The 21,888-nt window shown below is 64.4% G+C and carries 11 protein-coding genes; 4 read left to right on the top strand and 7 right to left on the bottom strand.

Going from position 1 to position 21,888, the window contains the following annotated elements; genetic code table 11:
• The first annotated feature begins 221 nt into the window (after positions 1-221).
• On the top strand, positions 222-494 hold the full coding sequence (locus AC0L2X_RS19740) for an antitoxin (RefSeq protein ID WP_473559831.1): 273 nt from the start codon (positions 222-224) through the stop codon (positions 492-494).
• Positions 494-892: a type II toxin-antitoxin system VapC family toxin gene (locus tag AC0L2X_RS19735; protein WP_352771334.1), complete on the top strand. Its 399-nt coding sequence runs from the start codon at positions 494-496 to the stop codon at positions 890-892. The genes AC0L2X_RS19740 and AC0L2X_RS19735 overlap by 1 nt, the downstream gene beginning before the upstream one ends.
• A gap of 15 nt (positions 893-907) precedes the next feature.
• On the opposite strand, the gene AC0L2X_RS19730 is transcribed toward AC0L2X_RS19735, so the two are convergent.
• From AC0L2X_RS19730 to AC0L2X_RS19700, 7 genes are all read right to left on the bottom strand, one after another.
• Positions 908-1,948, bottom strand: coding sequence for a sulfate/molybdate ABC transporter ATP-binding protein (locus AC0L2X_RS19730; RefSeq protein ID WP_473559829.1), 1,041 nt, complete (start codon positions 1,946-1,948; stop codon positions 908-910).
• A 72-nt stretch (positions 1,949-2,020) separates the two neighbouring features.
• On the bottom strand, positions 2,021-2,905 hold the full coding sequence (gene cysW / locus AC0L2X_RS19725; RefSeq protein ID WP_292658912.1) for a sulfate ABC transporter permease subunit CysW: 885 nt from the start codon (positions 2,903-2,905) through the stop codon (positions 2,021-2,023).
• Complete coding sequence (gene cysT / locus AC0L2X_RS19720; protein ID WP_352465239.1) at positions 2,898-3,749, bottom strand: sulfate ABC transporter permease subunit CysT; 852 nt, start codon at positions 3,747-3,749, stop codon at positions 2,898-2,900. Before cysT ends, cysW begins: the two co-directional genes overlap by 8 nt.
• Before the next feature lie 18 nt (positions 3,750-3,767).
• Positions 3,768-4,796: a sulfate ABC transporter substrate-binding protein gene (locus AC0L2X_RS19715; RefSeq protein WP_352491075.1), complete on the bottom strand. Its 1,029-nt coding sequence runs from the start codon at positions 4,794-4,796 to the stop codon at positions 3,768-3,770.
• A gap of 219 nt (positions 4,797-5,015) precedes the next feature.
• Positions 5,016-5,747, bottom strand: coding sequence for a M15 family metallopeptidase (locus AC0L2X_RS19710; protein ID WP_473600269.1), 732 nt, complete (start codon positions 5,745-5,747; stop codon positions 5,016-5,018).
• Between the two features lie 9 nt (positions 5,748-5,756).
• Complete coding sequence (pbpC, locus tag AC0L2X_RS19705) at positions 5,757-7,847, bottom strand: penicillin-binding protein 1C (protein WP_473559825.1); 2,091 nt, start codon at positions 7,845-7,847, stop codon at positions 5,757-5,759.
• 178 nt (positions 7,848-8,025) lie between these two features.
• Positions 8,026-13,506 (bottom strand): alpha-2-macroglobulin family protein, encoded by a 5,481-nt coding sequence (locus AC0L2X_RS19700; protein ID WP_473600268.1) that lies wholly within the window; start codon positions 13,504-13,506, stop codon positions 8,026-8,028.
• A gap of 273 nt (positions 13,507-13,779) precedes the next feature.
• Here AC0L2X_RS19700 and AC0L2X_RS19695 point away from each other — a divergent pair, with 273 nt between their 5' ends.
• Entirely contained in the window at positions 13,780-15,705 is a 1,926-nt protein-coding gene (locus tag AC0L2X_RS19695; RefSeq protein ID WP_473559822.1) for an autotransporter assembly complex protein TamA, read from the top strand.
• Positions 15,705-21,755: a translocation/assembly module TamB domain-containing protein gene (locus AC0L2X_RS19690; RefSeq protein WP_473600267.1), complete on the top strand. Its 6,051-nt coding sequence runs from the start codon at positions 15,705-15,707 to the stop codon at positions 21,753-21,755. The genes AC0L2X_RS19695 and AC0L2X_RS19690 overlap by 1 nt, the downstream gene beginning before the upstream one ends.
• The last annotated feature ends 133 nt before the right edge of the window (positions 21,756-21,888 follow it).

The following is a 21,888-nucleotide window of genomic DNA, read 5'->3' as shown; positions in this document are numbered from 1 at the left end:
CGAGGGACGCGGAGCGGCCCCTCCACGTTGTCGATAGAAGAAATATTCCCGCTGTGGGCGATTTCTAGTTTTTTCTTTCAAGCAGAGTCTCAGGACAGCTTGGCAGCGGAGCCTATGCCATCGGCGTGCACGATGGTTCCCGGCGGGCCAACGCGGTGCAAGGCGATTGCGTCGCCGCGCTGTTTGGCATATACAAATGGTATATACAAGGAGCTGTCATCATGCCTCAACGCCGCCATTCAGCAACCCCGCCGAAAGAGGCGAAGTTGTTTCGCAACAATCGCAGCCAGGCGGTGCGCATTCCTGTCGAGTTCGAACTTCCCGGCGAAAAGGTCTTGATCAGCCGTGAAGGCGACCGCCTCATCATCGAGCCGGTCCGCAAACCTGGCCTCACCGCACTGCTCGCGCAATGGGCGAAAGAGCCGCCGCCGGGTGCCGAGGAAGACTTTCCCGAAGTCGAGGATATGCCTGTCAAATCCGAGGAATTTTTTTGATGAGGTTCATGCTGGACACGAACATTGTCAGCGACATGATCCGAAATCCGGCCGGGAAAGCCGCAAGCGCTGTCCTGCGCGTGGGAGACGCCGCCGTGTGTACCAGCATCGTGGTCGCGTCGGAACTGCGATATGGCTGTGTCAAGAAAAGATCAGCCAAGTTGCACAAGAAGGTTGAGGAATTGCTGGCTGAGATTCCCGTCTTGCCGCTCGATGTGCCGGTGGATGCCGAGTACGGCGCGATTCGCGCAGAACTGGAAGGCAGGGGCCAGACCATCGGCCAAAACGACCTTTTTATTGCTGCCCACGCCCGTGCACTGGGAACTACCCTGGTGACCGCCAACACCGGGGAGTTCAACCGGATCAAAGGCCTGAAGGTCGAGAACTGGCTGGTGTAGCGCCTGGATAGAGGATCAAGCAGCCGGAAAAAGCTTCCAGCGCCGCGGCCTAAAAGCCACTCGACTTTTCTGCGCCGCCGGATGATCGACGGGCAATTCGATCTCGACCCGCTGGCGTTCGCCGCCGATTTCGAGCTCGACCCGCCTGGTGCCGGCGACGCGGCGGCTGGCGGCGACCGTGCCGGCGATGCAGCCGTTGCATTCTTCCACCAGATCGACGTCGTGCGGGCGGAAGAACAGCGTCGCTTCGCCTTGCGGTGCGCGCGGCGCGGAAAGCCCGATCGGCCGGTCGGCGATCCAGACCTGGCCGTCCTCGACCTTGACGGGAAGCGAGCTCGATTCGCCGATGAAGCCGTAGACGAAGGGCGAGTTCGGCGTGTCGTAGATCTCGTCGGCGGTGCCGACCTGCTCGATGCGGCCCTGGCTCATCACCACGACGCGGTCGGCAAGCTCCAGCGCCTCTTCCTGGTCATGGGTGACGAAGACGGTGGTATGACCCGTGGTGTCGTGGATGTCGCGCAGCCAGCGGCGCAACTCGCGGCGCACCTGCGCGTCGAGCGCGCCGAACGGCTCGTCGAGCAAAAGCACGGCTGGTTCGATCGCCATGGCGCGGGCCAGCGCCACCCGCTGGCGCTGGCCGCCCGAAAGTTGCGCCGGATAGCGTTTTTCCAGACCGGAAAGCTGAACGAGGTTGAGGAGTTCCGAGGCGCGGCGGCGGATTTCCTTCGCCGACGGGCGGGACGGTCCGTGCCGGACCTTGAGTCCGAAGCCGATATTGTCGGCGACCGTCATATGGCGAAACAGCGCGTAGTGCTGGAAAACGAAGCCGACATTGCGCTCCTGGATCGACTTTTGCGAGGCATCCTCTTCGCCGAAGAAGATCTTTCCGCGGGTCGGCCGCTCCAACCCGGCAATCAGCCTGAGCAGCGTCGTCTTGCCGGAACCGGAAGGTCCCAGCAGAGCGATCAGTTCTCCCGACTTGATGTCGAGCGAAACGTCGTGGAGGGCCGGAAACCGCTCAAACTCCTTGCGCACGTTGGCAACGCGAACTTCCATGCAAATCCCTTTGTAGTTGATGCATGTCGTTATCCCAAAGCCGGTTCCCAGTTTTGGGCGACATGCATTTTGTCAGTGTCCGCGCGTCGCGGCGATCTCGGCGCCGTAGCGCATCTCGAGAAGTGTTTTCAAGACCAGCGTGACGAGCGCCAGGCCGGCAAGCAGCGAAGCGACGGCAAAGGCGGCGGCGGCATTGTACTCGTTATAAAGGATTTCGACATGCAGCGGCATGGTGTTGGTCAGCCCGCGTATGTGGCCCGACACAACCGAGACCGCGCCGAACTCGCCCATCGCGCGGGCATTGCACAGCAGCACGCCGTAGAGCAATCCCCATTTGACGTTGGGCAACGTCACATACCAGAACGCCTGCCAGCCATTGGCCCCGAGCGACAGGGCTGCCTCCTCGTCGCCGTTGCCTTGTTCCTGCATCAGCGGGATCAATTCGCGGGCGACGAAGGGGAAGGTGACGAAGATCGTGGCAAGCACGATGCCCGGCACGGCAAACAGGATGACGATGCCATGCGCCTTGAGCCAGGCGCCGAGCAGGCCTTGCGCCCCGAACAGAAGTACATAGACCAGGCCGGAAATGACCGGGGAGACCGAAAACGGTAGGTCGATCAGCGTGGTCAGGAACGCCTTGCCCTTGAACTCGAACTTGGCGATCGCCCAGGCGGCGGAAATACCGAAGACGACGTTGAGCGGCACCGAGATCGCCGCGACCAGAAGCGTCAGGCGAATCGCCGAGCGCGTGTCCGGTTCGCCCAGCGCCTGTGTGTAGGCCTCGATGCCTTTGGCGAAAGCTTCCTTGAAGACGATGATCAGCGGCAGGAGCAGGAAAATGCCGAGGAAGGCAAAGGTCACGATCATCAGCACGGTTCTCGCCGTGCGGCTTTCGGTCACTGCCGGCGACTGGCTCTCGTGGTGCGGCGCGTAGGATTTGATCTCCGGGTCAGCCATAGCGCTTGCGGCTCCAGGTCTGCACCAGGTTGATGACCAGCAGCATCACGAAGGACAGCGCCAGCATGATCGCCGCGATCGCGGTCGCCGCGGCGTAGTTATATTCCTCCAGCCGGATGACGATCAGAAGCGGCGCGATCTCGGATTTGAAGGGCAGGTTGCCGGCGATGAAGATGACGGAACCGTACTCGCCGACACCGCGTGCGAAGGCCAGCGCGAAACCGGTGACGATAGCAGGCGCCAGTCCGGGTAGCAGAACGCGGCTGATGATCTGGAAGCGATTGGCGCCGAGCGTGGCGGCCACTTCCTCTACCTCCTTGTCGATCTCCTCCATGATCGGCTGCACGGTGCGCACGACGAAGGGCAGGCCGATGAAGACCAGCGCGATGACGATGCCGAGCGGCGTATACGCGACCTTGATGCCGAGCGGCGTCAGCAGGCTTCCGATCCAGCCGTTCGGTGCGTAAAGCGTGGTCAGCGCGATGCCGGCAACCGCCGTCGGCAGCGCGAAGGGCAGGTCGACCATGGCATCGACGATGCGGCGGCCCGGAAAGCTGTAGCGCACCAGCACCCAGGCGACGATCGTGCCGAAAACGACGTTGACGGCGGCGGCAATGAAGGCGGTGCCGAAGCTGATTTCAAGCGCGTTGATGGTACGGCGATCGGTGACGATCGCCCAGAAGTCGGTCCAGCCGAGCGCCGCCGAGCGCCAGATCAGCCCGGACAGGGGAATGAGGATGATGATGGTGAGGTAGGCAAGCGAGAAGCCGAGCGTCAATCCGAAACCCGGAATGACGCTCGGCTGTCTGAACCGCCACCCCGCCTTGGCGGGTGCTGTGGTCATGTCGTCCTGATCTAAATGCTACTGGGCCGGCTTATAGATCTGGTCGAATATACCACCATCGCCGAAATGATAAGGCTGTGCCTTCTTCCAGCCGCCAAAAAGCGGGTCGTCGATGGTGATCAGCTTGATCTCAGGCAGCTTGGCCAGGTCCTCCGCCGGCACCAGGTCGGGCTTCGACGGGCGATAATGGTTCTTGGCGATGATCGTCTGGCCTTCCTTGGAATAGAGATAGCTCAGATAGGCTTCGGCAACTTTGCGCGTGCCTTTGGCGTCGACATTGGCGTCGACCACGGCGACCGGCGGCTCGGCCAGGATCGAGGTCGGCGGGTAGACGATATCGAAATTGTCGGCGCCGAACTCGTCGAGCGCCAGATAGGCCTCGTTTTCCCAGGCGAGCAGCACGTCGCCCAGCCCTTTTTGCGCGAAGGTCACGGTTGCGCCGCGCGCACCGGTGTCGAGAACCGGGACATGCGCATAGAGATTGCCGACGAATTCCTTGGTCTTGGCCTCGTCGCCGCCATCCTTGGCGCTGGCGTAGGCCCAGGCGGCGAGATAGTTCCAGCGCGCGCCACCGGAGGTCTTCGGATTGGGTGTGATCACCTGGACATCGTCCTTGACCAGATCGCTCCAGTCATGGATGCCTTTGGGGTTTCCCTTGCGGACCAGAAAGATGATGGTCGAGGTGTAGGGCGCGGAATTGTTTTCGAATTTCGTCCGCCAGTCGGGATTGATCCTCTTCGATTTCGAGACAATCGCGTTGATATCGCCTTCGAGCGCCAGCGTCACCACGTCGGCGTCGAGGCCGTCGATCACGGCGCGGGCCTGCGCGCCCGACCCGCCATGCGACTGCTGGACGGTGACCGTCTCGCCTGTCTCGGCCTTCCAGTGGGCAATGAAGGCCTCGTCGAACTGCTTGTAGAGCTCACGCGTCGGATCATAGGACACGTTGAGAATGGTGGTGTCGGCAAACGCGAAACCGAGCGTGCCGAACTGGACAGATGTGGCGACCAGTGCGCCGAGCAGTTTCCTGAAATGAGGTTTGGTCATTTCCGCCTCCGTTGAACTCGCGCCAAATCTACCGAATTGATAGAATTTAGATGCAATCAATGTTGCCTTTTTTGGCTCATTGAAGCAATTTTTCGCCTGCTTTCGGCGATGCGAGGAACTATTTTCCCCGCATGGACCATGATCGCGCTCCCGACGCGATTAACTAGAGATGGCCAGCTCTTCGGCAATGGCTGCGTCGCGTCCGAAGGTTTCGGCCGGCTATTCGGCGGTAACGGGAAAGTTGAAGCGCTCTTTTGGAAACGGCTCGTTCTCCAGCGTGAAGTGCCACCATTCGCGTGCGTAATTCTTGAAGCCGCCGGCACGCATCGCCTCGACAAGTTTTTTGCGGTTAGCGGCCGCTTCACTGGCTATCGGTCGGTGAGCCGTTTCGCTTGCCGGATCGAAACAGTCGAAACCGGTGCCGAAATCGAGCGTGTCGGCATCCGTCGCGCCGCAGACCGGTTTCGGAGCGCTGTTGCGGTCGGCCCGCGTGATGGCGGCATCGACCGTCGATCCGCGCGAATGGGTGGACAGTTCGCCGATATAGCCCTTGGCGATGAGATCCTTGCGCTTGACCTTCGGGTACCATTGCGGGTCCGGCGGGCCGCCCGTTCTGGTCCATTCACCCATGTCGGAGACAGCCCGCGCAGGGCGGTAGCAGTCGAACACGACCAGCGTCAGCCTTTCGGCAGCAATCGCTTTCTGCACTCCCGAAAGCGCTTGCGCCGCTTGCCTGGTGAGGACGCATACCGGCGCATCGTAGCCGCTTACCTTGCGATGCAGGAAATTTTCGAGGCCGGCATAGCGGATATCCTGCCGGATACTGGGATCGATGTCGGCCAGCCGAACAAAGCCGGCGGGGAGGGTGTCAGCAGAGGCCGAGGAAATACCGGCGGCCGAAAGCAAGGCGTAAAACCCAATCCCCTGAATCACCTGCCGGAATCTATTCAAGGGAAATTTTCACTCGACAAAAACCTTCACGCTGGCCGCGCGTCCCGCCGCGTCGATCACGGTCAGGGTCGAATAGCCGGCGCCGTCCGGCTGCCAGGTTGCGGTGCGCCGCCGGTCGATGCCGACCAGCGGCTTGCCATTGGCCAGCCAGCGGAATGGTGCGCGGCCGCCCTGCAGCTTGAGAACCAGCGGCGAGGCGTCGGCCGAGGAAGTGTCGAGATCGACGCGGGCACCGTCGGGCGGAAAGATGATGGTTGGCGCAGGTTCGGTCGGCGTCGCCTGCACCAGCCCATCGGTGCCGGCGCCGAAGCGCGTCAGCGTCACCGGCAGCTCCTCGCGCTTCGGACGCCGGACGCCGGACGGCTGGCTTGGCAGCGGCACGGCGGCCAGGCCGGACCGGACAAAGCCTTCGAACAAGATGGGCGCCGCCGAGATGTAGCCGGACAGGCCGGGCACCGCGCCGGCGTCGGGGCGGCCGACCCATACGCCGAGCACATAGCGGCCGTCAAAGCCGACCGACCAGGCGTCGCGATAGCCGTAGGAGGTGCCGGTCTTGTAGGCGATGCCGCGTTGGGCGGCACCCTGGGGCGGCTTGACGCCTGACAGGATGTCGGTGATCTGCCAGGTCGCCTGCCCATCGAGGATGGTGGTGGTCGAGCGTTCGGCATTCGCCGGCTCGGTACCGTCATGCAGCGTGTGTGCCTTGCCGCCATTGGCAAGCCCGGTATAGAGCTGAACCAGGTCGCGCAGCGTCACCCCGACGCCACCGAGGCCGATTGCCAGGCCGGGCGCCTCGTTGACGGGCAGGATAGGGCTCACATCGGCCTGGCGAAAGCGCGCCATCAGCCGGGCTGGGCCGACCGCATCGAGCACGCGGATCGCTGGCACGTTGAGCGACAATTGCAGCGCCTGCCTGATGCTAACATCGCCCTGATAGCCCATGTCGAAGTTCTTCGGCCGGTAACCGGAGAAATCGGCTGGGCTGTCCTCGATCAGCGTCTCCTGCGCCACCAGGCCTTGTTCGAAGGCGAGGCCGTAGATGAACGGCTTCAGCGTCGAGCCTGGCGAGCGAACGACCTTGGTCATGTCGATCCAGCCCGAACGGCTGGCATCGAAGAAATCGGCGGAGCCGACCTCGCCAAGGATATCACCGGTGCGGGAATCGGCCAGCACCATGGCCACCGAGAGGCGAGGGCCGAGCCTGGCGGCGGCATCCTTGGCCACTTGCTCCAGCCCTTCCTGGACACTCTTGCGGATCGTCAGTTGCAGTTTCTGGCCGGGGATGGCCTTGGGCAGCATCGCATAGGCCGCATGGGCAGCGAGTGCCGGCAAGGTGCGCCGCAACCCCGACACATCGTCGAGCGCGGCACGCGCGGCCTCGCGTTCGCCGAGCAGGCCCGCCGAGACCATGCGGGTCAGCACGCGGTCGCGGGCCGCATGGGCGACGTCGAGGTTGCGGTCGGGGCGCCGCTTTTCCGGCAATTGCGGCAACGCGACGAGCAGGGCCGCCTCCGAGACCGTCAGCCGTTTCGGCTCCTTGCCGAAATAGGCGAGCGAAGCGGCGCGCACACCTTCGAGATTGCCGCCATAGGGCGCCAGCGTCAGATAGCGTTCCAGGATCTCGCGCTTGGAAAGCCGCCGTTCGATCTGGACGGCGCGCAGCATCTGCTTGATCTTCGAGCCGAGGCTGCGGCTGTCGCGCGGTTCGATCAGCCGGGCGAGCTGCATCGACAGCGTCGAACCACCGGAGACGATATGGCCGCTGGTCGCGAACTGGCCGGCGGCACGCGCCAGTGCCAGCACGTCGACGCCTTGATGATCCCAGAAGCGCTTGTCCTCATAGGTGACCAGCATGTCGACGAACTGCTTGTCGACCTGGTCCAGGCTGGTAGTGAGCCGCCAATAGCCGTCCGGCGTAGCGAAGGCGCGCAGCAGCTGGCCGTCACGGTCCTGCACCTCGGTCGAGACCGTCAAAGCAGCCGGCAGCGGCGGCGGAAAAGCGCGGTCGAGCTGCCAGAGGACGGCGGCGGCGATTGCGGCGAGACCGGCGAAGGAAACGCCCGTGATGGCCGCTCGGCGCAGGAATAGTTTGGAGAGCATGGCGCCGCCCCTCATCCGCCTGCCGGCACCTTCTCCCCGTGAAGGACGAGGAGAAGGGGCTTGTCCGCAACGCTGGCGACCCCCTCTCCCCGTCCTTCACGGGGAGAGGGTAAGGGTGAGGGGCGGCGCTGCATCACGTCGTTAGCTACAACCAACCAGTTTGCGTCCCTCTCCATCGTTACGGCGCCTTGACCTCCATCATGCCGGTGGCGGTGCGGGCCGAATATTGCGGCCGGTACATGTCTTCGATCGTTGCTGCCGGGTGGGCGTAGGTGCCCGGCGTCACTGCGCGCACGACGTAGGCGAGCGTGATATTGCGGTCTCCGTCGCCGTCGTTCGGATTGAACGCCGCGACGAAACGGTCGTCGCGGAATTCGAGATGGGCGGCATCGGTCTGGGCCAGCCAGGAGAAGTTCGTCAATTGGGCGCTAGAGACCAGGCCCGGATTGTCGATCTCGAAGCCGGCCGGCAACAGGTCGGTGATCAGCAGCCGCGAAGGCCAGCTGTTCTGCTCGTAAACCTTGAGCACGACGACATAGCGTTCGTTCTGCTTGACCTCCGTCACGTTGGCCTCTGTGCCGTCGAGCCTATAGTAGGTACGGCTGATGGTAAAGCCGTTGCCGCCAGCCTGCAGAGGCTGGATCGGCGAGGCCACGGTGGTGACGACCGCCTGCAGCGGATTTCTGCCGGTATTGACGATGGTCAGCGGACTGTCGGCCAGGTCGCCACCGGCGATCTGGTCCGAATAGCCGCCGGCATGCGGTGCGCCGTTGACGGTCAGCGCGATCGAATCATTGCCGGCCTTCAGCGCCCGGGCCGCCAGCAGCATCCAGGATTCGTCCTGTGTGCTGGTCCACCTGGCGTCGGCGCGTTCCCGGGTCACCAGCTGGATCAGCGCCGGCACGATGGTCGGCACCGGCTTGCTTTCCGCGGCAAGCGCCAGGATCGCCGCGCCGTCACGCAGCGGCGAGCCGTAGTCGGACCGGTAATAGTCATATTCGGGGGTCGACTTGGCCAGTTGCAGCGCGGCCTGGAAGGTTGCCTCCGAGCGCTGCGTGTCACCGTAGAGCGCGAGAGACGCCGCCAATTGGGCGACGGCCATCGGGCTGGTAAAGGCTTCGAGCTGGGTGTCGGCATAGTAACGCAGATCGCCGACCGAGGCCTTCTTGTTGCGGGCAAGCACATAAAGCGCATAGGCGATCTCGCTGCCGCGATCCTGGACGTCCTGATCGTAGCCGATCGCGTTCTGCAGATTGCTCAGCGCCTGGTTCATCGCCAGGGCCGGCACGTCGTATTTCTGCTCGCGCGCCCGGGTCAGGAAATCGGTGACATAGGCGTCGAGCCACAGATCGCCGGAACCCGGACCCCACAGGCCGAAGCTGCCGGCCGAGGCCTGGTAGCTCAGCACCTTGTAGATGGCATCCTGGACGCGGCCATGCAGATCGGGGTCGCTGGCCATGCCGATGCCGGAAGCCATCTCGTTGACGTAGAGAAGCGGCATGGCGCGGCTGGTGGTCTGCTCGGCACAACCATAGGGATAGCGGTCGAGCGTCATCAGCAGCGACGGCACGTCGAAGGCAGCTGCCTGCGAAACGCCGACGCTGACCGAAGCGCCATCGAGCAGGCTTGCCGCCAGCAGTTCCTTGTCGACGCGCAGCGCGCCGCCATTGCCCTTGAGGTCGACGACCATGCGGGTGGTCACCGGCAGTTGCGCCGGGCGCACCGGCACATAGAGCGTCTGCTCGACGGCGGTGCCGTCGGCATGCGCAAGCTTGATGGTGATCGAGGCGTTGCCCGCGGTCTGAGCAATCAACGGCACGGTCAGTGTCTGCCGCTTGCCTTTGGCTAGCATCAGCTTTTCAGGCAAGGCGGCACTGCCGGTAGACATGTCGCCCGTCGTGTCGATGGTCAGCTTGTAGTCGCCAGCAGGGCCGTCGGTGTCGGCGACGTCGAGCCGCATGACGGCGGAATCGCCGGGCGCCAGGAAGCGCGGCAGGCCGGCGGTGATCACCACCGGATCGCGCACGATGACGTCGGACTGGGCATGGCCGACCGCCTCCTTGGTCCAGGCGACGGCCATGACGCGCACGGTGCCGTTGAACTGCGGAATGTCGAAGTCGATCCGCGCCTTGCCGTCGGCGTCGAGCTGGACCGGGCCGGAGAAGAAGGCGACCAGCTTTTCGGTCGGCGGGCTGCCTTGGGACTGCATGTTGGCTCCGTCGCCGCCGGTGCGCAGCTTGCCGGTCGTGCCCAGCGAGCCGTCGATCAGCCGGCCATAGATGTCGCGAACCTCGAGACCGAGCATGCGCTGCCCGAAGAACCAGCTCTCCGGATCCGGCACCTTGTAGTTGGTCAGGTTGAGGATGCCGACGTCGACGGCCGCGACCATCACATAGGCGTTGGTGCCGGGCTGAACGCCGGCTACGGCGACCGGGATAGACAGCTGCTGGCGCGGCATGGTCTTGTCCGGCGGCGCCAGGCTGACGGCAAGCTTGCGCGAGCCGGGATCGAGCTTCAGCCATTTGACGCCGATGGCGCGCGCCGGCATGCGCGTCTCTTGCGCATCGCCCGGCCTGAACAGCGTTGCCGTGACGTAGGCGCCGGCACCCCAGTCGTCGCCGACCGGGATGTCGACGGTGCTGCCGCCGGCCGGCACGCTGGCGCTGACGGTCTTCAGGAGCTTGTCGGCGCCGATGGTGACGAGCAGCTCGCCGGCAAAGTGCGGCGACACTTTGAGCTTGGCCACTTCACCCGCCGCATAGGTATCCTTGTCGAGGGCGATCTCGAGGCCGTCGGGCGTTTCGGTGGTGGTGGAACTGACATACCAGCCGGCGTCGAACTCGTAACTGGTGGCCGGGCCTTCCGGATCCGCTGTCTCGATCTCGAGCCGGTAGCGGCCCCAGTCGACCGGCAGCGACACCGTCGCCTCGCCATCGGTGCTCAGGTCGACCTGGCCGTTGGCCACCGCCTTGGTGAAGGTGACCGGCTCATAGTTCCAGGAGTTGCTCGAGCGGTACCACTGGTAGCTACGCTCCACCTTGACCAGCGACCACTGCGCGCCCTTCAGCGCCTCACGCTTGCCGTCTGGGTCGACAGCGATCAGGCTGAACTTGGCCGTGCCGCCTTGCGGCACCTCGTCGTCGTCGAAATCCGGGCGGATGCCGATCATGTGGCCCTGCGGGCGTATGCCGATGTTCAGCGAGCGCTCGATCGCACGGCCACCGGTTTCACGCATCCTGACCGTGACCTTTGCATCGACCAGTTTGGTGGTGGATGGCAATTGATCGACGGAAACCGGGAAGGTCGCCTTGCCGTCGTCGCCGACCACCGGCAGGCCGGTGAAGGGCGTCACCGTCGGTTCTGCCGACTGTTCGTCGGCCAGACCGAAGGAATAGCCTTTGAAGCGGTCCCAGTCCCGGCCGGTCGACAGCGTCAATTCGCCTTCGAGCGCCAGGCCCGCGGCCGGCGCGCCATAGAGAAAGCGGCCGTCGACGGTGATGTTGGCGCTCTCGCCCTGGGCGATCTCCTGCTTGTCGGAGGACAGGTCGAACTCGATGCGATCCGGTACGAAGTCCTCGACCAGGAACATCTGGCTGGCGACTGCCGCCTGCTTGGGATCGGTATGGATCGCCACCGTCCAGGTGCCTCGCATGGCGTTGGGTTCCAGCGGCAGGTCGACCGCGTGACCACCGGCCGATGCGCCGTCGCTGACGATGCGGCGATCCTCGACGCCGTCGGGCCGCGAGAAGATGAAGGTCAGCGGCAGGTTCTCGACCGCCTTGGCGGCACTGTCGCGGGCAAGAGCCGCGACATGGACATCTTCGCCGGCGCGGTAGATGCCGCGTTCGGTCCAGGCATAGACGTCGAGCGCGCCAGGCGCCGGCCGTCCGGCGACACCACGGTCGGACAGGTCGAAGCCGGCGCGGCCCATATCGAGGAAGACGAAATCGTCGTCGCCCTGTTTGGCCATCAGCACGGCCGGCGCCATGCCGCTGTCGCCGCGCGTCAGGCCGGGATTGAACACCGCCCGCCCTTCCGCGTCGGTGGTTGCGGTGCCGAGGATTTCATTGTTCCTGGCCAGCAGCGCCAGTTCGGCGCCGGCGATCGGCTTGGCAGTTGCGAGCGAACGGGCAAAGACGTTCAGCCCATCCTGTCCGGTATAGGTCGACAGGCCGATATCGGAGACGACGAACCATTGCGTGGCGTGCGAATCATAGTCGTCGCTGTGATCGTCGACGGCTTGCGCGGTCAGCACATAGACGCCAGGCTTGCGCTTCGGCAACGCCTCGTCGATTGGAAAGGAGGTGGTGACTTCCTTGTTGAGGTCGTTGGCGATGTCGAGCTGGCCTTGCCAGACCGGCTCGCCCATCTGTTCTGAGATGTTCGAAATGTCGTAGCCGTCAAGCTGGCGCAGGAACTGATATCCCGACAGAAGCTGGGCCAGCGAGCGGTCGCCGATGCGGAAGAGCTTCATTTCGGCGGCATTCATGTTGACGGTGACGACCGGTATGCCGCGGCGTGCGCCGGCGGGCAGCACGAAGCTGTCGCCGGTGAAGCGGGCCGAAGGCGCGCGGTCCTGCACGTAGATCGACAGAACCACCGGTGCCGCGGTGACCTCGCCAATGGCGGCCGGCAGACCGGCGCGGAAGGTCACGTCATAATGTTGGCCGTGCTCGAGCCCTTCGACACAGATCTGCTTGTCCTTGGCTTCGACGCCCTTGGGAGCGGCGTTGTCGACGGTGACGAACTGGGAATAATCGACGCCGGTCTTGACCAGCTCCTCGGAGAACTGCGCGCAGATGCGTGGCGCACTGGTGTCGGCGTCGACGGTATGATCGATGACGCGGAAGCCCTTGCGCGCCTTGAGATCCTGATAGGCCGCTCTGACTGCCGGCGAATTGATGAGAGCGAGGCTCGCCTCGTAGGCCTGCAGGGCCGGCCTGTAGAGGTCGCGGCGATCAAGGCCGTCCCCGAGCAGCGCCAGCACGTCGGCGCGCGTCTTGGTGGTACGCAGCAATTTGTAGGCGTTGAAGGCGGCGGAAGTGGCGTTCGCCGGCAGGGTCGACGGCTCCGAACTGTTGGCGGTCGGATGGACGGCAAGCGTTTCGCGCGCCAGCTCGAGCCAGAGCTGGCCATCATCCGGCAACACCGAAACCGCCGCCTCGTATTTGTGCATGGCCGAGCGATGATCGCCCGTCAGCGCCGACTGTTCGGCGGCGGCCCTCAGCGCCGTCAGCCCCTCGGTCGGCTTGGTGTAGGTCGGGCCGGTGAGCTTGTTGCGGTATTGCTGGGCCTGGTCGGCCATCCAGTTGGGGAAGAAGGCGAGTTCGGGTGGCGCGCCGATGTCGGGATCGCCATCGATGTTGACGACCTTGCCGGCGACGGCGCCGCCGAAGGGTTTCAACGAATTGTAATCGGATTTAAGGAAGCACCATTTGGCCTTGAGGTTGTAGGTGAAGGCGCGGCAGGCCGGGTCGCCGAGGCACGTGGTCTTGCACTGGTCGAGGCTGACATTCTGGTCGGATCTGAGATCGAAACCGAAATAGTCGGAATTGTCCGATGTCACCACCCGCCGGGCTTCGGCCGCTTGCGCGACACCGCTCCAGGCAAAAAACAGAAGGAAAAGAATCGATAGACCACGAGCCGCGCGCATTGCCATAAACCCCTCCAGACAAGTGCTTACGTCCAGAAATCTTCAAGCTTCAGTCGCGCTTGTCAACATCAGGACGCGGCAGGATCCGCCTGCCAACGGTTTGCTTTCCGGCCGATGACCGGTAGTAGCTCCATAGGACAGGGGATCACGCTTTCTTGCGGCGACGCAGAAGGTGTGAGTTCCAAGCCCTGTCTATTTCAGCAATTGGATTGTGGCCCCTTTACGAGTGCTTCAGAACTTCATTCCAATTTTAGGTTTGCGGGTTAGGCTAGGAGCGTAATGCCGGCGTATGAAAGGCAGATGTCGGGAGGAACCGCGCCACGGCGCGCGCTTTCGCGCGCCCTGCTTTTCGCATTGTTGTGCTCGACGGCACTTGTTGCCGAAACCGGAAGTGCGGCAGCCTTCGAGATTTTCGGCATCAAGCTGTGGGGATCCAAAGACGAAGATGCCGATATCGTCGATCCGCTGCGCTATGCGGTGACGATCGAGGCGCCGGACGCCGACAAGGATCTGGCCGAGAAGCTCGAAAACGCCTCGGCGCTGAAGGCCGACGAGGAACATCCGGTATCCGGTTCTCTCGGCCTGCTGGCCAAGGCGCGCAGTGACCGTGAGCAACTTGTTGCCGCACTCTACGCTGACGCGCGCTACGAGGGTGTCGTCACCATCACTATTCAGGGCAAGCCGCTCGACGATCTGCCGCCCGATGCCGAGTTTTCCGGCCCGCAGCCGATTCCGGTGGTGATAAGCATAGCAGCCGGGCCGAAATTCACGCTTGGCAACATCAGGCTGAAAGGCGATGCCGCGGGGCTGGCAAGTGCCGATTTCGGCCTGATCGCCGGCGGTGACGCCAGTTCGGGCGCCGTACTCAAGGCCGAGGCGGCGATCGTGCGGGCACTCAAGCAAGAAGGCAGACCGCTGGCCAAGGTTACGGGCCGCGAGATCGTCGCCGAGCACGCCGGTTCGACACTCGACGTGACGCTCACCGTCGCGGCCGGGCCGGTCGCCGGCTATGGCGACACCACTGTCGAGGGCACCGAAAAGGTCGACCGCGACTTCACTGAATATATGACCGGCCTGAAGCGCGGCCGCCAATATTCGCCCGATGAGATCGATGATGCGCGCGACCGGCTGCTCGGGCTCGAGGTCTTCAACAGCGTGACGGTGAAGGAAGCCGACGCGCTCGACGCCGAGGGCAATATCCCGATTGGTGTCGAGGTCAGCGAACGCAAGCCACGCTATTTCGGCATTGGCGGCAGCTTCTCGAACACCGAGGGGCTGGGCCTCGAAGGCTATTGGGGGCACCGCAATCTGTTTGGCCGCGCCGAAAAGCTGCGCATCGACGGCAAGATCAGCGGCATCGGTAGCAACGACTTGACCCAGCTCAATTACAATGCCGGCGTCATGTTCGAAAAGCCGGGCGTGGTCGGGCCGGCGTCGAAATTCATTGCCAGCGTCAATACCGTGCTGGAGCACCCCGACGCCTACGACCATTTCTCGGTCAAGGGCAGCACCGGCCTATCCTACGAACTCGACAAGAAGCAGACGGTTTCCGCGCAAGTCGCGCTGGATTATTCGAGGATCCACGACGCTTTCGGCAAGCACACCTATCTGATCGCCAGCATTCCACTGCAATATGTCTACGACAATCGCGATAGCAAGCTCAATCCGACCCGGGGCTTCAGGGCGCTGGCCTTTGCCGAGCCGAGCTACGACATTTTGAGCGGGGCTGCCTTCGTCAAGCTGAAGGGCGAGGGGTCGGCCTACCAGTCGCTCGATTCGGCCTCGAAATTCGTTTTCGCCGAACGTGTCGCCATCGGCTCGATCATCGGCGCCGGTCTTCAAGATGTTCCGGCCGACCGCCGCTTCTACTCAGGCGGCGGCGGCTCGGTGCGCGGCTATGCCTATCAAGGCATCGGCCCGAAGGACAGCAACGGAGAGCCGATCGGCGGGCTTTCCTTCTTCGAGACCTCGGTCGAGATGCGCATCGCCGTCACCGACAAGATCGGCGTCGTGCCGTTCGTCGATGCCGGCACGGTGTCGACCAGGCAGGTCCCCGATTTTTCGGACATGAAGGTCGGCGCGGGTGTAGGCTTGCGCTATCTGACGGCGTTCGGGCCGCTGCGCGTCGACGCGGCGGTGCCGCTCAACCGCGGCCCCGACGATCCTCATTTCGGCATTTATGCCGGCATCGGCCAGGCATTCTGATGGCAATATTCAGGCGCATCCTCCGTATCCTTTTCTACACGCTGCTCATCGTCGCGGCAGCGGCGGTGGGGGCGCTCGTCGTGTTGACCAAAACCGAGGGCGGCCGCGAAAACCTTGCCGGCATCATCTCGACCATGGCCTCGACCGGTGATCGCAAGGTCACTGTCGTCGGCATCGACGGTATCTGGTCGGGCGCGCTGAGGGTTGATCATGTCGTTCTGGAGGATCGCGAAGGCGCCTGGATGGTAGCGCGCAACGTGGCCGTCGACTGGTCGCCGCTGGCACTCCTGTCGAAGAGCTTCAGCGCCGATCGCATCGGGGCCGAGCGTATCGAGTTGGCAAGGCTGCCGGTGGCCAGTACACAGCCGAGCCAAGGCGGAGCGACGACGCTGCCGGTTTCCATCGACGTCAGGCAACTCGACCTTCCCGAAATCGCGCTCGGGCAGGCTCTGGCCGGCAGCGGTGTCGCCGAACTTTCAGCCAAAGGGGCGCTCAAGGCGGACGCCTCACCGTTGGCGATCGAGACCAACCTCAACATCGTTCGCCATGACGGCAAGCAAGGCATGGTCGACGCCAAAGCCCTTTTCGCGCCGGCTGACAACAAGCTCGACCTCGACCTTAAGGCATCCGAGCCGGCCGGCGGCATCATCGCCAACCTGCTCAACCTGCCGGGCGCGCCGCCGGTCAACATTGTCGTTTCCGGCACCGGACCGCTCGCCAACTGGAATGGCATCGGGACCTTCGTTGTCGACGGCCGGATCGTCACCCAGCTTACCGGTCGCCATCAGCTTACCGACAAGGGTCATTATGTCGAGGCCAATGGCGATGGCGAATTCGAGCGCTTCCTGCCCGAAACCCTGAAACCGCTGTTTGCCGGCAAGATCAGTTTCGACCTCGCCGGCACAGCGACCGCGGCCGGCGGTGTCGATGTCGAGCGCGCCAATATCGACAGCGGCGCCTTGCACGCGACCGCCGCCGGCATTGTCGATCCGAACGGCGCCAGCGACCTTTCCGTGAAGCTCGCCGCAAAGGGGCCGCCGATCGTGCTTAGCCTCGGCAGCGAGGCACAGCCGATAACCGTGGCGATCAAGGATGCCACGGCCCGCGCCTTCGGCGATGGCAAGACGCCGATGGTGGATATCGGCGCGTCGCTGGTCTCGGTGGTGGCGGGCGGCACGCGGGTCGACGACCTGATCGGGCAAGTCCATTCCGATGGCTTCGATATCCAGAACCGTAGCGGGCCTGTCACCATCAAGCTGACGGCGGCCGGCCTGAACACCGACGTTGCGACTTTGGCGCCGTTGATAACGGGCAGGGTCAGCGCCGGTCTTGCCGGCTCGGTCAGCAAGGATCAAGTCGTCGTCGACGAAGGCACGCTGCGCAGCGACGCGCTCAATGCGTCCGTAACGGCCACAGTGGCGCTTGCCGATCTGTCGATGACGCTCAAGATGAATGCCGATGCGGCTTCGACGGCGCTGCCGCCCCAGATCAGCTCGGTTCTCGGCCAGCGCGTGCAGTTTTCCGCAACCGCGACCCGCGACCCGGACGGGGCGTTCGCCGCCAACGCATTGCAACTCACCTCAGGCACGCTTAGCGCCAGCGGCACCGCCAGTGCGCAGGGCACCGACATCCGGGCCGATATCAAGGGCACGCTGGGCGACGTGTCGGTGCTCTCGCCGCTGGTCGGCGCCAAGGTCGGCGGCACGGTCGGTTTCGCGCTGACCGCAAGCGGCGCGCGCAGCGCTCCGGATTTCTCGGTTTCGGCCAACAGCGACAGCCTGACGGCGTCCGGTCATGCTGTGAAGCAGATCAAGCTGAGCGCGAGCGGCAAGGCCGATATCGCCAGTCCCGCCGCCGATGTCTCGCTGACCGGCTCGGTCGACGACCAGCCGCTCGACCTCAAGGCATCGCTGGTCACAACCGACGGCAAGCGCTCCATCAATGGACTTGCCGTCTCGTTAGCCGACAACAGGGTCTCCGGCGACCTCGGGCTCGACGACAACCTGCTGCCGCTCGGCACGTTGACCCTCGATGCCGCCGATATTGCTCCGCTGGCCAGACTTGCCGGCCAGACGGCAGCCGGCGACGTGCGCGGCACCATCCACTTTGCGAACGACGACGGAGCGCCGACGGTCGCGATCGATGCGACGAGCACCGCGATCTCGCGCGGCGAACTGGCGGCGAAGACGATCGCCGTCAACGCGCTGGTCGCCAATTATCTCAGAGCACCGGCAATCTCCGGCAAGATCAAGGCCGACACGATCACCTCCGGAACCACGGTGATCAGCGGCATCGATGTCGACCTGAAGCGCAATGGCGACTGGACCGGCTTTAGCGGCGGCGCCACGGTCGCCGGCATTCCGGCCAGCGCGTCCGGGCGGGTCAGGGTGGCGAACGGCACCACCAGTATCGAGCTTGCCTCGGGCGAGGCGACCATCCGCGGCATCAAGACAGCTATCGCGCAGCCATCGGCGCTGACAATCGCCAATGGCATGGTGAGCATAGAGAAACTGGCGCTCGGTGTCGGCGGCGGTTCGGTTGCCGTGTGGGGTACGGCTGGCCAGACGCTCGATCTCGCTGCCACCTTGTCGGCGGTGCCGGCAGCACTTGCCAATGATTTTTCACCAGGCCTCGATGCCGTGGGCGCGCTCAGCGGCACCGCGCAGGTCACGGGATCGTCGGCTGCCCCAGATATTCGCTTCAACGCCCGGCTCAGCGGCGCCGAAACCAGCCAGACCCGGCAGGCTGGGCTCGGGCCGCTGGATCTCGATGCGGCAGGCCATTTCTCGTCGGCCAGCGGCCTGGCCATCGAGCAGGCGACGCTTGCCGGCGAGAAAATCTCCGGCAAGGCAGCCGGCACCATCAATCCGAATGGCGCCAGCGATTTTTCGCTCGACCTGGCCTCGACCGGTCCGAGCCTGCCGTTATCACTTGGCAGCAAGGAGAGCCCGATCAAGCTCGAGCTACTGGCGATATCGCTAACGGCGGCCGGGCAGGGCACCCAGCCGAAGCTCGACATCTCCGCGACGCTGCCATCGGCCGCCACCAATCTAGCTAAGATCGAGGGCATCACGCTTGCGCTGCACTCCGATCGCTTTGACGTGAAAGCCCGGAGCGGGCCGATCTCCGGCACCGTGACTGCCGAAAAAATCGGCATCGACAATCCGACCATCGCGCCGCTGATCGCCGGCAAGGTCATCGCCAAACTCGCCGGCAGCTTTGCGGCCGATGCCATCGTCATCGATAGCGGCACGGTGACCAGCGACGCGTTGAACAGCGGCTTCAACGGGCGGGTCTCGCTGGCCGACGGCGCCATCGACCTCAATGTCAAGGCGGACGCCGCCTCGGCGGCACTGCCGGGGGCGGTACGTGGCGTGCTCGCCGAGCGGACGCAATTCAGTGCCGCGCTGAAGCGGGACGCCAACGGCAATGTCACCGCCAACACCGTCAGGCTGTCGTCCGGTTCGCTGACGGCAGACGGGCGGGCCAGCCTTGCCGGCAACAAGCTTAGCGCCGACGTCAAAGGCGCGCTGGGCGACGTCTCGCTGCTATCCAAGGACGCTCAAGGCGCCATTTCTTTCGCGCTGAACGCGCAAGGCCCCACTGCCGCGCCGGATCTGTCGCTGACTGTCAACAGCGACAGGCTTTCGGTGGCCGCGCGCGAGATCACTGGCCTGAAGCTCACGGCCACCGGCAAGGCTGATGCCGTCAACCCGGCTGCGAATGTGCAACTCACCGGAAATGTCGGCGGCCAACCGCTGCAGGGCAGCGCCGTGCTGGCGACATCGGACGGCAAACGCGCCATCAACGGACTTTTGCTGTCGCTCGGCAAGAACCGTATCTCCGGCGACCTGGCGCTCGACGATGCCTTCGTGCCGGGTGGCACCGTGGCGCTCGACCTGCCCGATATCGGTCCGCTTGCGGCCCTGGCACTGGAAAAGGCCGATGGCGATGTGCGCGGCACGATCGCCTTCTCCAAGGCGGGCATCGTGCCGCAGGTCGCCGTCAAGGCGACGACGGCCTCGATCTCGCGCGGCGATGTCTCGGCCAGGGCGGTGAGCATCGATGCGCTGATCGCCAACTATCTGGCGGCACCGGTGATCTCGGGCAAAATCCGTGCCGATAGCGTAACTTCCGGCGGCACGGCTATTCGGGGCGTCAACGTCGATCTCAAGCGCGACGGCGAATGGACCGGCTTTTCGGGTGGCGCCTCCGTCAAGGATATTCCGCTGAAGGCCGCCGGCCGGGTCAAGGCGATCAAGGGCACGACGACGGTCGAACTGGCCTCCGGCGAGGCGACCATCCGCGGCATCAAGGCGGCCATCGCCCAAGCCTCGACCATCAACATCACCAATGGAGTGACCAGCCTCGACAGGCTGGTGCTCAACCTCGGCGGCGGCACGGCGACGGTCACGGGCAAGGCTGGGCAGGCGCTTGACCTCAACGCGACGCTGGCGCGCGTACCGATCTCGATAGCCAACAGTTTTTCGCCGGGCCTCGATGCCGCCGGTTCCATCTCGGGCACGGTGAAGGTGACGGGTGCGCCGGCCAATCCGGCCGTTGCCTTCAAGATCGACGCCGCAGGCGTTCAGACGTCGCAGACCCGTGGTGCAGGTTTCGGCGGCATGGGCGTTTCATCCTCAGGTACGTATTCGGGCAACAGACTGACGTTCGACGCCAACATGAGCGATGCCGCCGGCCTCGGCCTCAAGGGCGGCGGCACGATGACGACATCAGGCGCGCCCACCCTTGATCTCAACTTTTCCGGCAAGGTGCCGTTCGCCTTCCTCACCAGGACACTTGCCGCGCAAGGCCTGTCCCTGAGCGGCACGGCCGACGTCGATGTGCAGGTGCGCGGCCCGGCGACGTCGCCGGTGATCTCAGGCACTGTCCGCACGTCAGGCGCCCGCCTGCTCGACGCGCGCTCGGGGCTTGCGATCAACGACATCACCGCCGATGTCGCCATCGGTGGCGGCGTAGCAAGGATCAATCGCCTGATCGGCACGCTATCGACGCGCGGCAGCCTTTCGGCCAGTGGCACCGTCGGCATCGATCCGGCTAAGGGCTTTCCGGCCGATCTGTCGATCAAGCTCGTCGACGGCCGCTATACCGACGGCAAGGTGGTCACCGCCAATCTTGGCGGCGACCTGACCGTCAAGGGACCGCTCACCTCCGCGCCGGTGATTTCCGGTACCGTCAACCTGGCCAAGACCGTCATCACCGTACCCGAAAAGCTGCCCGGTTCGCTGGCTGAGCTCAACGTCAAGCACAAGGATGCGCCCGCCGCCGTGCGTGCGCAGGACAAGGCATTGCGCCCGGCCACGGCAAGCAGCGGTGGCGGCGGCAGCGGCCTCAACCTCGACGTCACGGTCAATGCGCCGAGCCAGATCTTCATCCAGGGCAGGGGTGTCGATGCCGAGCTCGGCGGCTCGTTGCGGCTGACCGGCCCGGCATCGTCACCCCAGGCGGTCGGCACCTTCACCTTGAGGCGCGGGCGGCTGACGATCCTTGCCAAGCGGCTTACCTTCACGGAAGGCACGGTCGGCTTTTCCGGCTCTCTGGTGCCCTACCTCAACCTCACGGCGCAATCGAAGACGACCAGCGCCACCGTGACCATCGTGGTGTCAGGCGAGGCGACCAACCCGAAATTCACCTTCTCCTCGGTACCGGCGCTGCCGGAGGACGAGGTGCTGGCGCAGCTGATCTTCGGCCGTTCGATGTCGAACCTGTCGCCGCTGCAGATCGCGCAGCTTGCCGAGGCTGCCGGACAACTGGCCGGCGTCGGCGGCTCGACCTCCCTGCTGCAGAACCTGCGCAGCGCGATCGGCGTCGACGATCTCGACGTAATCACCGACGAACAGGGCGGCACCGCCGTCTCGGCGGGCAAGTATCTCAACGACCGCACCTACGTGACGATCCAGAAGGGCGATAGGCCGGGCTCGGGCAAGGCAACCGTCGATCTCGACGTTGGGCGCGGCGTCAAGCTGCGTGGTGAGGCAACCGACGCCGGCGAAGCCAAAGGCGGTGTTTTCTACGAACGAGAATATTGAAACAGGCCGTTCGCGCAGGACAGTTGGTCTCCGAAGAACGAGCGGCGCAGCGGCGAATGTCCCAGTTTAATCGCCCGTTGAGATTTCGGACGAAATCCCTGGCGCAGTAGCAAATTTGCGTCAAGACTGTCGT

It is taken from the genome of Mesorhizobium sp. WSM4828 (assembly GCF_055811175.1).
The sequence above is the reverse complement of the archived record's forward strand: the minus strand, read 5'-3'. Positions and strand labels throughout refer to the sequence as shown.

Coding starts and splice junctions, on each gene's coding strand:
- AC0L2X_RS19740 (WP_473559831.1), top strand. CDS start 222: ATGCCTCAACGCCGCCATTCAGCAACCCCGCCGAAAGAGGCGAAGTTG.
- AC0L2X_RS19735 (WP_352771334.1), top strand. CDS start 494: ATGAGGTTCATGCTGGACACGAACATTGTCAGCGACATGATCCGAAAT.
- AC0L2X_RS19730 (WP_473559829.1), bottom strand. CDS start 1,948: ATGGAAGTTCGCGTTGCCAACGTGCGCAAGGAGTTTGAGCGGTTTCCG.
- cysW (WP_292658912.1), bottom strand. CDS start 2,905: ATGGCTGACCCGGAGATCAAATCCTACGCGCCGCACCACGAGAGCCAG.
- cysT (WP_352465239.1), bottom strand. CDS start 3,749: ATGACCACAGCACCCGCCAAGGCGGGGTGGCGGTTCAGACAGCCGAGC.
- AC0L2X_RS19715 (WP_352491075.1), bottom strand. CDS start 4,796: ATGACCAAACCTCATTTCAGGAAACTGCTCGGCGCACTGGTCGCCACA.
- pbpC (WP_473559825.1), bottom strand. CDS start 7,847: ATGCTCTCCAAACTATTCCTGCGCCGAGCGGCCATCACGGGCGTTTCC.
- AC0L2X_RS19700 (WP_473600268.1), bottom strand. CDS start 13,506: ATGGCAATGCGCGCGGCTCGTGGTCTATCGATTCTTTTCCTTCTGTTT.
- AC0L2X_RS19695 (WP_473559822.1), top strand. CDS start 13,780: ATGCCGGCGTATGAAAGGCAGATGTCGGGAGGAACCGCGCCACGGCGC.
- AC0L2X_RS19690 (WP_473600267.1), top strand. CDS start 15,705: ATGGCAATATTCAGGCGCATCCTCCGTATCCTTTTCTACACGCTGCTC.